This window comes from Pseudorhodoferax sp., assembly GCF_047601025.1.
Taxonomy (GTDB): domain Bacteria; phylum Pseudomonadota; class Gammaproteobacteria; order Burkholderiales; family Burkholderiaceae_C; genus Pseudorhodoferax.
On record NZ_JASGJZ010000001.1, the window covers coordinates 45277 to 60591 of the forward strand.

General features: G+C 71.2%; 11 protein-coding genes and 1 pseudogene. 7 read left to right on the forward strand and 5 right to left on the reverse strand.

Annotation, left to right across the window (positions count from 1 at the left end):
* Positions 1-21: 21 nt before the first annotated feature.
* Positions 22-3546, reverse strand: a complete 3525-nt coding sequence (gene smc, locus QM782_RS00235; protein ID WP_415200933.1) for a chromosome segregation protein SMC — start codon at positions 3544-3546, stop codon at positions 22-24.
* 411 nt (positions 3547-3957) lie between these two features.
* On the opposite strand from smc, the gene QM782_RS00240 reads away from it, so the two are divergent.
* Positions 3958-4707, forward strand: coding sequence for a PEP-CTERM sorting domain-containing protein (locus QM782_RS00240; RefSeq protein WP_415200934.1), 750 nt, complete (start codon positions 3958-3960; stop codon positions 4705-4707).
* A gap of 123 nt (positions 4708-4830) precedes the next feature.
* On the opposite strand, the gene QM782_RS00245 is transcribed toward QM782_RS00240, so the two are convergent.
* On the reverse strand, positions 4831-5100 hold the full coding sequence (locus QM782_RS00245; protein WP_415205717.1) for a hypothetical protein: 270 nt from the start codon (positions 5098-5100) through the stop codon (positions 4831-4833).
* 477 nt (positions 5101-5577) lie between these two features.
* Positions 5578-5829 (reverse strand): annotated as a pseudogene (locus QM782_RS00250) (hypothetical protein); the annotation flags it as partial.
* Here QM782_RS00250 and QM782_RS00255 point away from each other — a divergent pair.
* From QM782_RS00255 to mmsB, 4 genes are all read left to right on the forward strand, one after another.
* Entirely contained in the window at positions 5828-7357 is a 1530-nt protein-coding gene (locus tag QM782_RS00255) for a CoA-acylating methylmalonate-semialdehyde dehydrogenase (RefSeq protein ID WP_415200935.1), read from the forward strand. The pseudogene QM782_RS00250 and the gene QM782_RS00255 sit on opposite strands and share 2 nt — an antisense overlap.
* 10 nt (positions 7358-7367) lie before the next feature.
* Positions 7368-8522: an acyl-CoA dehydrogenase family protein gene (locus QM782_RS00260; RefSeq protein WP_415200936.1), complete on the forward strand. Its 1155-nt coding sequence runs from the start codon at positions 7368-7370 to the stop codon at positions 8520-8522.
* A gap of 124 nt (positions 8523-8646) precedes the next feature.
* Positions 8647-9759: an enoyl-CoA hydratase/isomerase family protein gene (locus QM782_RS00265; protein ID WP_415200937.1), complete on the forward strand. Its 1113-nt coding sequence runs from the start codon at positions 8647-8649 to the stop codon at positions 9757-9759.
* Positions 9760-9784: 25 nt separating this feature from the next.
* On the forward strand, positions 9785-10681 hold the full coding sequence (gene mmsB, locus QM782_RS00270) for a 3-hydroxyisobutyrate dehydrogenase (protein WP_415200938.1): 897 nt from the start codon (positions 9785-9787) through the stop codon (positions 10679-10681).
* Here mmsB and QM782_RS00275 read toward each other — a convergent pair whose 3' ends face one another.
* Positions 10682-12493 (reverse strand): ATP-binding protein, encoded by a 1812-nt coding sequence (locus QM782_RS00275; RefSeq protein ID WP_415200939.1) that lies wholly within the window; start codon positions 12491-12493, stop codon positions 10682-10684. It abuts the gene before it with no gap.
* The gene (locus QM782_RS00280; protein WP_415200940.1) at positions 12490-13140 is read right to left on the reverse strand and encodes a response regulator transcription factor; all 651 of its coding nucleotides are present in this window, start codon (positions 13138-13140) and stop codon (positions 12490-12492) included. Before QM782_RS00280 ends, QM782_RS00275 begins: the two co-directional genes overlap by 4 nt.
* A 111-nt stretch (positions 13141-13251) precedes the next feature.
* On the opposite strand from QM782_RS00280, the gene dapC reads away from it, so the two are divergent.
* Positions 13252-14481: a succinyldiaminopimelate transaminase gene (dapC, locus tag QM782_RS00285; RefSeq protein ID WP_415200941.1), complete on the forward strand. Its 1230-nt coding sequence runs from the start codon at positions 13252-13254 to the stop codon at positions 14479-14481.
* The gene (gene dapD, locus QM782_RS00290) at positions 14478-15311 is read left to right on the forward strand and encodes a 2,3,4,5-tetrahydropyridine-2,6-dicarboxylate N-succinyltransferase (RefSeq protein WP_415200942.1); all 834 of its coding nucleotides are present in this window, start codon (positions 14478-14480) and stop codon (positions 15309-15311) included. Before dapC ends, dapD begins: the two co-directional genes overlap by 4 nt.
* Positions 15312-15315 lie beyond the last annotated feature (4 nt).

Sequence of the window (15315 nt, forward strand, 5' to 3'; positions counted from 1 at the left end):
CGTATCTGGAAAGAATGGGGTTCAGGACTCGGCCATGGACAGCGCCGAGTCCATGTCCACGGCGACGATGCGCGAGACGCCCTGCTCCTGCATGGTCACGCCGATCAGCTGCTGCGCCATCTCCATGGCGATCTTGTTGTGGCTGATGAACAGGAACTGCGTCTCGCGGCTCATGCTGGTCACGAGTTTGGCATAGCGCTCGGTGTTGGCGTCGTCCAGCGGCGCGTCCACCTCGTCGAGCAGGCAGAACGGCGCCGGGTTGAGCTGGAAGATGGCGAACACCAACGCGATGGCCGTCAGCGCCTTCTCGCCGCCGGACAGCAGGTGGATGGTCTGGTTCTTCTTGCCGGGCGGCTGGGCGATGACCTGCACGCCGGCGTCCAGGATCTCCTCGCCGGTCATGACCAGCCGGGCATTGCCGCCGCCGAACAGCTCCGGAAACATGCGGCCGAAGTGGCCGTTGACGGTCTCGAAGGTGCCCGACAGCAGCTCGCGCGTCTCGTTGTCGATCTTGCGGATCGCGTCTTCCAGCGTGGTCATGGCTTCCTGCAGGTCGGCCATCTGGGCGTCCAGGAATTGCTTGCGCTCGCGCGCGGCGCCCAGCTCCTCCAGCGCCGCCAGGTTCACGGCGCCCAGCGCGGCGATCTCGCGGTGCAGGCGGTCGATCTCGGCCTGCAGGCCGGCCAGGCGCACGTTGCCCTCGAGGATGGACTGGGCGAGCCGGGCCATGTCCACGCCGGCATCGGCCAGCTGCTGTTCGTACTGCTCCAGGCCCAGGCGCGCGGCCTGCTCCTTGAGTTGCAGCTCGGTGATGCGCTGGCGCAGCGGGTCGAGCTCGCGCTCGAGCTTGAGCCGGCGTTCGTCGCTGGCGCGCAGGCGCAGCGTCAGGTCGTCGTAGGCGCTGCGCTGGGCGCCGAGCGCGGCCTCGCGTTCGAGCTTCAGCGCCAGCGCGTTCTGCAGCCCGGCCTGGGCGGCGGCGTCGGACAGGCGCGACAGCTCGTCGCGGGCGCGCCGCTCCTCGTCCTGCAGCGAGGCGGTCTGCTGGTCGGCCATCGCGATGGAGCGGGCCAGTTCGTCGCGCCGCGCGCCCAGGCTGCGGTGGGCGAACTGGGCCTCCTGGGCCTGGCGCTCCAGGCTGCGCTGCTGTTCGCGCGATTCGTTCAACCGGCGCTGGGCCTCGATCACGCGCTCGTCGAGCTGGGCGTGGCGCTCCTGGCTGTCGGCCAGCTGCAGGTCCAGTTCCTCGAAGCGGGCCTCGGCGGCGATGCGCCGCTCCTGCAGCTCCTCCAGCAGGGCATCGACCTCGGCCAGGTCGTCGCCGAGCCGGGCGCTGCGCTCGCGCGTCTGTTCGGCCAGCTGGCTCAGGCGCAGCGTCTCGACCTGCAGCGCGTGGCAGCCGCTCTGCGCGTCGGCGGCCTCGCGGCGCGCCGCGGCCAGGCGCTGCGAGGCATCGGCGTAGGCGGCCTCGGCGCGCACCAGGGCGCTGCGCGACGCTTCGCCGACCAGCGCCTGCGCGCGCAGCTGCTTGTCCAGGTTCTCGATCTCCTGGGCGCGGGCCAGCAGGCCGGCCTGTTCCGAATCCTGCGCGAAGAAGCTGACGCTGTGGGCGCCGACGGCGTGGCCCTCGCGCACGTAGATGGCCTCGCCCGGCTGCAGCCGGGCGCGCTGGGCCAGGGCTTCTTCCAGCGTCGCGGCCGTGTAGCAGCCGTGCAGCCAGTCGGCCAGCAGTGCGCGCTGGGTGGCGTCGGAACAGCGCAGCAGATCCAGCAGCCGCGGCAGCCGCGCCTCGCCCTCGGCCGCCCCGGCCGCGGGCGGCGCGTAGAAGGTCAGCTTCGCCGGCGGGCCCTCGCGGCCCTGCTGGCCGAGAAAGCCCTTGACCACGTCCAGCCGGAAGACTTCCAGCCCGCCCAGGCGCTCGCGCAGCGCGGCTTCCAGCGCGCTCTCCCATCCCTGCTCGATGTGCAGCCGGCTCCAGATGCCCTGCAGCCCGTCCAGCCCGTGCCGGGCCAGCCAGGGCACCAGCTTGCCGTCGGTGCGGACCTTCTCCTGCAGCGCCTTCAGCGCCTCGGCCCGGGCCGAGAGGTCCGCCTCCCGCGCGGATTCGGCATTGACAGCCTGCTGCCGCGCGCGGCGCTCTTCGTCCAGCCGCGGCACGCTGTCCTGCAGTTCCTGCAGCCGAGCGTCGGCCACGGCGGAAGCTTCCTGCGCCTCGGCCAGCTGCGCCTGCAGCTGGGCCAGCCGCACCTCGTCGGGCGCGGCCAGCGCGCGCTGGTCGGCCACCAGGCGCTCGCGCCGCTGGTTCAGCTGGCGCGACTGCTCGTCGATGCTGCGCTGCTCGGCCGCCAGCACCTGGATCTGCTGCTGCACCTGGACGACGCTGGTCCGCTGGGCGTTCGCCTGGGCCTGGGCCCGGTGCAGCGCGTCTTCCAGGTCCGGCAGGCGCGCCGCCTGCTCCTCGACCTGCGCGCCCAGCAATTCGGCGGCCTCCTCGGCCTGCTCGCCCTGGGCCGCCAGCCGTTCGATCTCGGCCTGGGCCTCCTGCCTGCGCACGCCCCACTGGCCGGCCTGCTCCTTCAGCGTGGCCAACCGCTGCTCCACGCGCTGGCGGCCTTCGACGACGAAGCGGATCTCGCTCTCCAGCCGGCCGACCTCGGCGCTGGCCTCGTACAGCTTGCCCTGCGCCTGGTTCACCTGGTCGCCCGCCGCGTAGTGCGCCTGGCGGATGGATTCGAGTTCGGCCTCGACATGGCGCAGGTCGGCCACGCGCGCCTCCAGCGCCGTCTGCGCCTCGGCCACCTCGGCACGCACCCGGGCCTGGTCGGCCTCGCTGTCGGCCCGCTTCAGAAACCACAGCTGGTGCTGCTTCAACGTGGCGCTGGCCTGCAGCCCGTGGTAGCGCTGCGCGACCTCGGCCTGCTTCTCCAGCTTCTCCAGGTTGGCATTCAGCTCGCGCAGGATGTCTTCCACGCGGGTCAGGTTCTCGCGCGTGTCGGACAGGCGGTTCTCGGTCTCGCGCCGGCGCTCCTTGTATTTGGACACGCCGGCCGCCTCTTCCAGGAACAGCCGCAGTTCCTCGGGCTTGGATTCGATGATGCGGCTGATCGTGCCCTGGCCGATGATGGCGTAGGCGCGCGGGCCCAGGCCGGTGCCCAGGAACACGTCCTGCACGTCGCGGCGGCGCACCGGCTGGTTGTTGATGTAGTAGCTGCTGGTGCCGTCGCGCGTCAGCACCCGCTTGACGGCGATCTCGGCGAACTGGTTCCACTGCCCGCCGGCGCGGTGGTCGGCGTTGTCGAACACCAGCTCCACGCTGGCGCGGCTGGCCGGCTTGCGCGCGGTCGTGCCGTTGAAGATCACGTCCTGCATGGACTCGCCGCGCAACTCGCTGGCCTTGCTCTCGCCCAGCACCCAGCGCACGGCATCCATGATGTTCGACTTGCCGCAGCCGTTCGGCCCCACGACGCCGACCAGTTGCCCCGGTAGCATGAAATTCGTGGGCTCGACGAAGGACTTGAAGCCGGCCAGCTTGATGGAGGTGAGGCGCAAGGACGACCTGTCGAGATCACGAAAGAGGAAGGGCGAGCGGGCATGCAGGCACGCGGCATCCCGGCGCGGGATTCTAGCGAGGGGCTGTGCGCACGCCGTGGAACGCGCGGTTCCTGCAACGATTCGGTCGCCACCGAAATGGCATCCGCGACAGGCATGTATCGAGTCCTCGTCCTTCCCTGTCGCTCCTGCGACCAGGGAGCCATGCATGCCGGCAACCCGCCGCGGACGGACGAACCCGCGCATTGCACGCTGTCGCCATTCTTTACACACAAAAAACGAACGATTGGGGAGCCGGATTTTTTCCAATGAAGATCAAATAGTTACCGAGCTTTCGACGGCTGGCACGCGATCTGCTTATGTGGTTGGGCGTGGGGCAAGGGCTCCATGGTTTTTAGACAAGGAGTAGTGATGAAGATTTCTTTCAAAAGCCTGCTGGCCGGCACCGCACTGGGCCTCGGCCTGAGCGCTTCGTATGCAGCCCCCGTTACGGTTGGCGGCGTCACCTGGAATCCGGATGCGCCGACGGATTTCTCCGGGCAAACCGTCAACATGCGCCAGTTCATCAACGCCCAGACGGGCGAACTGACGGGCTTCGGCGTCCTGACGGCAATCAATGGCAGGACCGACTTCTGCGCCGCCGCCAACTGCGAAGTGACGTTCCAGTTCAGCGGCTTCATGCCCGTGGGCCAGAGCGTCGTGCCTGGCGTGGGTGACACCATCACCTACAACGGTGGTTCCGTGCGGTTCTACGTCGGGGCTGCGGAAATCACGAACGCTGCCGACTACAACAGCCTGACCTGGGCGAATACCGGCAACGGCGAACTGTGGCTTGACCTGGCGAACACCGCGAACTTCCTGGGTAGCAACGTGGGTGGCACGCTGTCGGGCCTGGGTTACCTGGATGTCGTCGGTGGTCTGGCAGCAACGTACTTCAATACGGACAGCCAAACCTATCAAGGCGTCGACCACGACTTCCGGTTCACCGCATCGCTGTCGTTCCCCCATCAGGGTGGCAACAGCGACGTGACCGACATGTCTGGCACGGCCAACCTGTTCGGCGACAGCGCAGCTCCCGTCCCCGAGCCGGGCGTTCTGGCCCTGATGGGTGTGGGCATGCTGGGCGTTGGCGCCCTGCGCCGTCGCCAAAGCAAGAAGTAATCCACTTCGTGCTGCAAAAAACCCGCTTCGGCGGGTTTTTTTTCGTCCAGGCGTATCGCGCCGGACGCTGCAACGTGTGGGGCGCCCAAAGAACGAGCCGCACCATGCCCTATGGGGCAGAGGTCACATGGATCGCCCTCCTTCGACCGGCACCAACAGACCCGCGTCCGCCGCCATGCCCCGCAATGCCACCCAGATCGCCTGGATGCGGTGCAGGCCGCGGCTCTCCGGCGACAACATCGACATCCAGAAGGCGCGCACGAAGCTAACCTGTGCGGGCAGCACCGGCTGCAACCGCGCGTCGCCGTGCACGAGGAAGGCCGGCAGCACGCCGATGCCGGCGCCCGACAGCACCGCCTGGTGCTGCGCAGCGCGTAGCGCCGGGGCCGGCACAGTTCGGCCAGATAGCGCAGTTCCTTGCTGAACAGCAGGTCGTCGATGTCGCTGATGAAGACGTGCTTCTGCAGATCCTCCTCGCTGCGGATCGGCGGATGGCGCGCCAGATAGCCGGGCGCGGCGTACAGGCGCAGCATGCAGTCGCATAGCCGGACCGCGATCACGTTGCCGCGCGCCGGGCACTCCAGCGACACCACGATGTCGGCCTCGCGCTGGGACAGGTTCACGTTGCGCGGCACGGCCAGCAGGTCGATCACCAGCGTGGATGCTGCGAAGCGCACCAGCACCATGGTGCCGAAGCCCTCGGTCGCGCCGGTCCGCACCACGCCCGCCAGTTCGGCCCGCCCGCTGCGGCGCCGTGCCCTCGATCGCGCGGCAGGCGCCCTCCATGGCCTCGGCGTGCGGCAGCAGGCGGCGCCCGACTTCGCTGAGCTGGTATTCGCCGCCGGTCCGCGTGAACACCAGCGTGCCGATGCTCTGCTCCAGCGCGTGCAGGCGCCGCGCCACCGTGGTGTGCCGGACGCCGAGCCGGCATGCCTCAGCGCCGAGCTTGCGCGTGCGCGTCAGTTCCAGGAAAGAGCGCAGAGGGCCCCAGCCCATGGGCGCCGAGCATCGTGCAAATCTGCAGAGTGCAAGGGCTTTCCTGTCTATTGCTCCAAGAATTTGCACATGTAGCATCGTTGACCGCCAGAGGCGTACCGCCCATCCCTCTCCAGGAGACGTCATGTCCGCACTGCCCTCCCCCACCGCCGCGCCGGCGGTCCCCAGCGTCAAGCTGCTGATCGACGGCCGGTTCGTCGAATCGCGCAGCACGCAGTGGCGCGACGTCGTCAACCCGGCCACGCAGGAGGTGCTGGCGCGCGTGCCGTTCGCGACGCCGGAGGAAATCGACGCGGCCGTGGCCTCGGCCCAGGCCGCGTTCAAGACCTGGCGCAAGACCGCGATCGGCACGCGCGCGCGGATCTTCCTGAAATACCAGCAGCTGATCCGCGAGCACATGCCCGAGCTCGCGGCCCTGCTGACGGCCGAGCAGGGCAAGACGCTGCCGGACGCGGAGGGCGACGTATTCCGCGGCCTGGAGGTGGTGGAGCATGCCGCCGGCATCGGCAGCCTGCAGCTCGGCGAACTGGCCAACAACGTGGCCGGCGGCGTGGACACCTACACGCTGCTGCAGCCGCTGGGCGTGTGCGCCGGCATCACGCCGTTCAACTTCCCGGCCATGATCCCGCTGTGGATGTTCCCGATGGCGATCGCCTGCGGCAACACCTTCGTGCTCAAGCCTTCGGAGCAGGACCCGATGGTGACCATGCGCCTGTGCGAACTGGCGCTGCAAGCCGGCATCCCGCCCGGCGTGCTGAACGTCGTGCACGGCGGCGAGGACGCGGTGAACGCCCTCTGCGACCACCCGGACATCCGGGCCATCAGCTTCGTCGGCTCGACCAGGGTCGGCACCCACGTCCACCAGCGCGCCAGCCTGGCCGGCAAGCGCGTGCAATGCATGATGGGCGCCAAGAACCACGCCATCGTGATGCCCGACGCGAACAAGGAGCAGGCGCTGAACGCGCTGGCCGGCGCCGCCTTCGGCGCGGCGGGCCAGCGCTGCATGGCGGTGTCGGTCGCCGTGCTGGTGGGCGCGGCGCGGCAGTGGATCCCCGACCTCGTCGAGAAGGCCAGGACCCTGAAGATCGGCGCCGGCACCGAGCCGGGCGTGGACGTGGGCCCGCTGGTCTCCCGCGCCGCGCTGGAGCGCGTGACCGGCCTGATCGAGCGCGGCGTGGCCGACGGCGCGACGCTGGAGCTGGACGGCCGCAAGCCCGTGGTGCCGGGCTACGGCCAGGGCAATTTCATCGGCCCGACCATCTTCTCGGGCGTCGCACCCGGCATGGCGATCTACGACCAGGAGATCTTCGGCCCGGTGCTGTGCGTAGCCGGCGCCGACGATCTGGACGCAGCGATCGGCCTGGTCAACCGCAACCCGAACGGCAACGGCACGGCGATCTTCACGCAGTCCGGCGCGGCGGCGCGCAAGTTCCAGGAGGAGATCGACGTGGGCCAGGTCGGCATCAACGTGCCGATCCCGGTGCCGGTGCCGCTGTTCTCGTTCACCGGCTCGCGCGCCTCCAAGCTCGGCGACCTGGGCCCGTACGGCAAGCAGGTCGTGCTGTTCTACACGCAGACCAAGACGGTGACGGCGCGCTGGTTCGACGACGACACCGTCTCCCCGGGCGTCAACACCACGATCTCCCTGAAGTAGGCTCCGGCCCATGGACTTCGAGCTTTCCGGCGACCAGCAGGCCTTCGCCGACACCGCACGCGCGTTCGCCCGGAACGAGCTGGCGCCGCACGCGGCGCGGTGGGACCGTGAAGCCGTCTTCCCGCGCGAGGCCATCGCCAAGGCCGGCGAACTCGGCTTCTGCGGCCTGTACGCGCCCGAATGCATCGGCGGCCTGGCGCTGCCGCGGCTGGACGCCACGCTGGTGTTCGAGCAGATGGCGGCCGTCGACCCCTCGACCACCGCCTTCATCACCATCCACAACATGGCGACCTGGATGCTGGGCACCTGGGGCACGGCCGCCGTGCACGCACGCTGGGGCCAGGACCTGAGCAGCGGCCGCAAGCTCGCCTCCTACTGCCTGACCGAGCCCGGCGCGGGCTCCGACGCCGGCAGCCTGGCGACACGGGCCACGCGGCGGGGCGACGGCTACGTGATCGACGGCGGCAAGGCCTTCATCTCCGGCGCCGGCGCCACCGACGTGCTGGTGCTGATGGCGCGCACCGGCGGCGAGGGCGCGGGCGGCATCTCCGCCTTCGCCGTGCCGGCCGACGCGGACGGCATCACCTACGGCAAAAAAGAGCACAAGATGGGCTGGAACAGCCAGCCCACGCGCGCCATCGCCTTCGACAGCGTGCGCATCCCGGCCGATCACCGGCTGGGTGCCGAGGGCGAAGGCTTCCGCATCGCGATGAAGGGCCTGGACGGGGGACGCATCAACATCGCGAGCTGCTCCGTGGGGGCGGCCCAGGGCGCGCTGGACGCGGCGCGGCGCTACCTGCACGAGCGCCGGCAGTTCGGCAAGCCGCTGGCCAGCTTCCAGGCGCTGCAGTTCAAGCTGGCGGACATGGTGACCGAGCTCGTCGCCGCGCGGCAGATGGTGCGGCTGGCCGCCAGCAGGCTAGACGCCGGACAGGCCGACGCCAGCACCTACTGCGCCATGGCCAAGCGCTTCGCGACCGACGTGGGCTTCGCGGTCGTCAACGAGGCGCTGCAGCTGCACGGCGGCTACGGCTACCTGGGGGAATTTCCGCTGGAACGGCTGCTGCGCGATGCGCGCGTGCACCAGATCCTGGAGGGGACGAACGAAATCATGCGCCTGATCGTGGCGCGCCAGTTGCTGGAAAGCGACGTGGACATCCGATGAGCCCCGCCCTGCTGCTGCCCGAAGAGGCTCGCACCGCAGTCCGTACGGGCGAAGATGGTCCAGTGAGCCCCGCCCGGCGGCCCGAAGAGATCCGCACCGCAGTACGGAGCACGGAGGTTTTGGCATGAGCGAAGTCGTGCTGTTCGATGACATCGAGGCCGGGGGCGGCAAGCGCTTCGGCGTCGCCACGCTGAACGCACCGGCCGCGCTGAACGCGCTGTCGCTGGACATGGTGCGGCTGCTGACGCCCCGGCTGCGCGCCTGGGCCGCCGATGCCGGCGTGGCCGGCGTGCTGTTGACGGCCGCCGGAGAGAAGGCCTTCTGCGCCGGCGGCGACCTGCGCCAGCTCTACCGGACGCTGCTGGACTGCGGCCCCGCGCACAACGCGTACGCCGAGCGCTTCTTCGCCGAGGAATACCAGCTCGACCACCTGATCCACACCTTCCCCAAGCCCTTCCTGTGCTGGGGCCACGGCATCGTGATGGGCGGCGGCATCGGCCTGCTGGCGGGGGCCTCGCACCGCGTCGTCACGCAGCACAGCCGGCTGGCCATGCCGGAGATCGGCATCGGCCTGTACCCCGACGTGGGCGGCAGTTGGTTCCTGCGCCGCATGCCGGGACGCACCGGCCTGTTCCTGGCGCTGACCGGCGCGAACTTCCAGGCCGGCGACGCGCTGTTCACCGGCCTGGCGGACTTCCTGGTGCCGCAGGAACGCAAGACCGAGGTGCTGGCCCGAATCGCGGCCCAGCCCTGGAGCGGCGACGCGGCGGCCGACCGCGCCGCGCTGTCGCGCCTGCTGCTGGCAGCCGGCCAGGACCAGCCGGCGCCGGCGTCCAAGCTGCGCGAGCACTTCGACCGAATCAACGCGCTGATGGCCGGCGACGACCTCGCGGACATCGCCGCCCGGCTGGCCGCGCTGCAGAGCGACGACGCCTGGCTGCAGACCGCGGCGGCCACCTTCGCCAAGGGCGCGCCGAGCTCGGCCGCGCTGAGCTTCGCGCTGTGGCAGCGCGTGCCGCGCATGTCGCTGGCCGAGGTGTTCCGGCTGGAATACCAGGCCTCGCTCGGCTGCTGCGCGCACGAGGACTTTGCCGAGGGCATCCGCGCGATGCTGGTCGACAAGGACCGCAACCCGCGGTGGAACCCGGCACGGCTGTCCGACATCACGCCGGCCTTCATCGAAGACCACCTGCGCCCGCGCGGCGCGATGGCGCCGGAGCTCGCCGGCCTCGCCTGAAGCCCCGCATTCCAGGAGACGACACATGAAGATTGCCTTCATCGGCCTCGGCAACATGGGCGGCCCGATGGCCCTGAACCTGCACAAGGCCGGCCACGAGGTCCGCGGCGTCGACCTGTCGGCCGCCGCCTGCGACAAATGCCGGGCCGAGGGGCTGCCCATCGCCCCCTCGGCCGCCGCCGCGGTCGAGGGCACCGACGCCGTCATCAGCATGCTGCCGGCCAGCCAGCACGTCGAGGCGCTGTTCCTCGGCGCCGACGGCCTGCTCGGCCGGCTCCCCGCGGGCACGCTGCTGATCGACAGCAGCACGATCGCCGCCGCCACGTCGCGCAAGCTGGCGGAGGCCGGCGACGCGCGCGGCGTCGCCGTGCTGGATGCGCCGGTGTCCGGCGGCACCGGTGGCGCCGTCGCCGGCACGCTGACCTTCATGGTCGGCGGCGAGGCACCGGTCCTGGAGCGCGCCCGCCCGCTGCTGGAGAAGATGGGCGCCAACATCTTCCACGCCGGCGGCGCCGGCGCCGGCCAGACCGCCAAGATCTGCAACAACATGCTGCTGGGCGTCCTGATGATCGGTACCGCCGAGGCACTGGCGCTGGGCGTGGCCAACGGGCTGGACCCGCAGGTGCTGTCGGAGATCATGCGCCGCAGCTCCGGCGGCAACTGGGCGCTGGAGAAGTACAACCCCATGCCGGGCGTGATGCAGACGGCGCCGGCCGCCAGGGGCTATGCCGGCGGCTTCGGCACCGACCTGATGCTCAAGGACCTGGGCCTGGCCCAGGAGAGCGCCACCGCCGTCAAGGCCGCCACGCCGCTCGGCGGCCTGGCGCGCAACCTGTACGCCGCGCACAGCCTGGCCGGCCACGGCGCGCTGGACTTCTCCAGCATCCTGCGCCTGGTGCAGCCACCACCCCGGAAGGGCTGACTACGCCGTCAGCGCCTCGACCAGGCGTGCGGGCTGCACCGGCTTGAACAGGCAGGGCAGCCCGCTGGCACGGATCGCGGCGATGCGCTCGGGCGCCGTCTCGCCGGTCACCAGCAGGCAGCGCATGGCCGGCATGTCGCGCTGCACGCTGCGCAGAAAGTCCAGCCCGCTCTCCTGGCCCGGCAGGCGGAAGTCCGCCACCACCGCGCCGATGTCGTGGTGCCGCTGCAGCGCCTGGCGCGCCGGCGCCATCGCCGTCGCCACGGTCACGCGGCAGCCCTGGGCCGACAGCCAGGCGGCCGTGGCGCCGGCGCTGTCGACCTCGTCGTCCAGCACCAGCACGTGGGCCGGCAGCGGCCGGCGGGCGGCCGCACGGCCCGGCACCGGCGCGCCCGCGGCGACCGGCGGCACCGCCCGCACCAGCACCGAGAAGCAGGTGCCGTGGCCGGGCCGCGACCGCAGCCGCAGCGGATGCGCCAGCAGCGCCGCCAGCCGGCGCACGATAGACAGGCCCAGGCCCAGCCCCTGGGCGCGGTCGCGCTGCGGATTGCCGACCTGGTAGAACTCCTCGAACACCTGCGCCTGCTGGTCCCCGGCGATGCCGACGCCGGTGTCCACGATCTCGAAGCGCACCGCCGCCGCGCCCTGCGCGTCGCGCGTGCGCCGCGCCGCGACCAGCACGCCGCCCCGCTCGGTGTACTTGACGGCGTTGTCCAGCAGGTTGCCCAGCAGGCGCTCCAGCAGCAGCCGGTCGCTGGCCACGTGCAGGTCGCCGGGCGCGCGGATGCGCAGGCGCAGGCCCTTCTCCTGCGCGCGTCCGCCGTAGGTGTTCTGCAGCGAGACGAACAGCGGGTGCACGGCCAGCGTCTCGATGCGCGGCTGCACGGCGCCGGCGTCCAGCCGCGAGACGTCGAGCATGCCGTCCAGCGAGGTGCCCAGCATGCGCACCGAATGGCCCAGCCGCGCCACCGTTTCGGCCTGCGGGCCTTCGGCCAGCGCATGTTCCAGCACGGCGGTGAACAGCGACACCGCATGCAGCGGCTGGCGCAGGTCGTGGCTGGCCGAGGCCAGGAAGCGCGTCTTCTCGCGGCTGCCGGCTTCCACGCGCTCGACCTGCTCGGCCAGCCGGCGCGCCAGCTCCTCGTTGTGGAAGCGCGCCTGCAGCGCATCGACCAGCAGGTCCACCTGCTGCGCCGTCCACTTCAGCAGCGTGGAGGTGTATTGCGCCAGCGCCACCGCCATGGTCCAGCCGACCCAGCCGCCGGACCAGGCCAGCGCCAGCACCAGCCCGGTCATGGCGGGCACGACGAAGGCCGCCACGGTCTGGCGGTGCGAGCTCAGCACCGCCGCCGCGCTGGACACCATGCCGATGATGAACACCGTCATCAGCGCCATCGACGCCGTGTCGCCGTGCTGCATCACCAGCCAGGGCGCCAGGCCCCAGGCGCCGCCGAGCAGCCACAGCAGCTGCGTCTGGCGATGCAGCTCCGGGCCCAGCGCGGCGTCCGGCAGCGGCCCGCGCGCCAGCACGCGCCGGGTGTGCAGCAAGCGCAGCGCCTGCACCGCATGCACCGCCAGCGCCCACAGGAACACGCGCGGCGACGGCGCCAGCACGTAGAACAGCAGCCACAGCACCAGCGCGAACAGCACCGCCGCGGCCGAGGCCGCCAGGCTGTACTTCTGCAGCAGCAGGTCGAGCTGGGCGCGGCGCACGCGCAGCAGGCTGGGCTCGCCGCGGGCGGCGGCATCCACCAGCGCCTCGTGCAGCATCAGCCGGCGCCAGTACGGCGCCGTGCCGGGCGCGGCGTTCACGTCGGGAACAGGCCCAGCAGTTCGGCCCGCGAGCGCACGTTGAAGCCCAGGAACACCGAGGACACGCAGTTCTTCACCGTGCCCAGCGTCAGCCCGGTCTCCTCGGCGATGGCCTGGTTGTCCAGGCCGGCCAGCAGCAGCTCCAGCACCTGCACCTGGCGCGGGCTCAGGCCCATCCCGTGCGCGGTGCGCAGCGCCTCGGCCGCCGGCGAGGCACCGCCGGCGGCGGCCGGCGCAACAGCCTGCTGGCGCAGCACCTCGACCCAGGCGCCCATGCCGCCCGCGTCGGCCGACTTGCCGATGTAGGCCCGCGCGCCCAGGCGCAGCGCCTCCTCGCGGATGCGCACGTCCTGCGCACCGCTGAGCACCACCACCGGCACGCCAGGATGGTCGCGGCGCAGGATGCGCAGGCCGGCGAAGCCCTTGGCGTCGGGCAGCTGCAGGTCCAGCAGCACGAGAGCGATGCCGCCCGGCGCCGCGCGCAGCTGCGCCAGCCCCTGTTCCAGCGTGCCTGCCTCGGCCACCTCGAACTGGCCGGGAAACTGCTGCGCCACCAGCGTGCGCACGCCCAGGCGCACCAGCGCGTGGTCGTCGACGACGAGCAGCCGCCGGGCCGGCGCGGCGTCGGAAGCGGGATCGGGGGCCATGGGCGGGACCATACCAACAAGCCCCCGGCCGCACCAGCGGCGCGCCGGCCCGCCAGGCGCCCGGATGACCGTGGTCATCGCCGCGGAACGGCACGCCGATAATCGCGCGCCATGAATCCCCTGCTCGACCGCCTGCAGCCCTATCCGTTCGAACGGCTGCGGCAACTGTTCGCCGGCGTGACGCCGCCCGCGGACCTGCGCGCCATCAGCCTGGGCATCGGCGAGCCCAAGCACCCCACCCCGCCGTTCATCCAGCAGGCACTGGCCGATGCGCTGCACGACGGCCTGGCCGGCTATCCGGCCACGGCCGGCACGCCGGCGCTGCGCGCGGCCTGCGCCGGCTGGCTGCAGCGCCGCTATGGCCTGGCCCTGGATCCGGCCACGCAGATCCTGCCGGTGAACGGCTCGCGCGAGGCGCTGTTCGCCTTCGCGCAGACCGTGCTGGACCCGACGCGCCCCGGCGCCACCGTGGTCTGCCCCAATCCCTTCTACCAGATCTACGAGGGCGCGGCGCTGCTGGCCGGCGCCACGCCGTACTACGCCCCCAGCGACCCGGCGCGCAACTACGCGGTGGACTGGGACAGCGTGCCGGCCGAGGTCTGGGCCCGCACCCAGCTGCTGTTCGTCTGCTCTCCGGGCAACCCGACCGGCGCCGTGATGCCGCTGGACGAATGGCGCAAGCTGTTCGAGCTGCAGGAACGCCACGGCTTCGTCATCGCCTCCGACGAGTGCTACAGCGAGATCTACTTCGGCGACGCCGCGCCGCTGGGCGGTCTGGAGGCCGCGGCGCGGCTCGGCCATGGCGACCTGCGCGGCATCGTGGCCTTCACCAGCCTGTCCAAGCGCAGCAACGTGCCCGGCATGCGCTCGGGCTTCGTCGCGGGCGACGCCGCGCTGCTCAGGCAGTTCCTGCTCTACCGCACCTACCACGGCAGCGCGATGAGCCCGGCGGTGCAGGCCGCCAGCATCGCGGCCTGGAACGACGAGGCCCACGTCGAGGCCAACCGCGCCCTGTACCGCGAGAAGTTCGCCGCCGTCACGCCCCTGCTGTCGGCGGTGATGGACGTGCGCCTGCCCGACGCCAGCTTCTACCTCTGGGCCGGCGTGCCGCTGCGCCCGGGCGAGCCGGTGGCCGGCAGCGACGAGCGCTTCGCCCGCGAATTGCTCGCTCAATACAATGTGACGGTCCTGCCCGGCAGCTACCTCGCGCGCGCCACCGGCGGCACCAACCCCGGCCAGGGCCGGGTGCGCATGGCCCTGGTGGCCGAGACCGCCGAATGCGTGGAAGCCGCGCAGCGCATCGTCCGATTCATCCAATCCAGATCCAACACAGCAGCATGAGCCAACAGCTTCAAACCATCATCGACAACGCCTGGGAGAACCGCGCCGCGCTGTCGCCGCAGTCCGCGCCGCAGGAGGTGCAGGACGCCGTCGAGCACGTGATCGCCGAGCTCGACGGCGGCACGCTGCGCGTGGCCACGCGCGAAGGCGTGGGCCGGTGGACCGTGCACCAGTGGATCAAGAAGGCCGTGCTGCTGTCCTTCCGCCTGAAGGACAACGCGGTCGTCAAGGCCGGCGAGCTGGGCTTCTACGACAAGGTGCCGACCAAGTTCTCCGACCTGAGCGAAGCGCAGCTGAAGGCCAGCGGCGTGCGCGTGGTGCCGCCGGCCGTGGCGCGCCGCGGCAGCTACGTCGCCAAGGGCGCGATCCTGATGCCCAGCTACGTGAACATCGGCGCCTACGTCGACGAAGGCACCATGGTCGACACCTGGGCCACGGTCGGCAGCTGCGCCCAGGTCGGCAAGAACGTGCACCTGTCCGGCGGCGTGGGCCTGGGCGGCGTGCTGGAGCCGCTGCAGGCCAACCCGACCATCATCGAGGACAACTGCTTCATCGGCGCGCGCTCCGAGGTCGTCGAAGGCGTGATCGTCGAGGAGAACTCGGTGCTCGGCATGGGCGTGTACATCGGCCAGAGCACGCCGATCTTCCACCGCGCCACCGGCGAGATCCTCTACGGCCGCGTGCCGGCCGGCAGCGTGGTCGTCAGCGGCGGCCTGCCCAAGAAGACCGCCGACGGCACGGCCTACACCACCTACTGCGCCGTGATCGTCAAGACCGTCGACGCGCAGACCCGTGCCAAGACCAGCCTGAACGACCTGCTGCGCGATTGAAGCA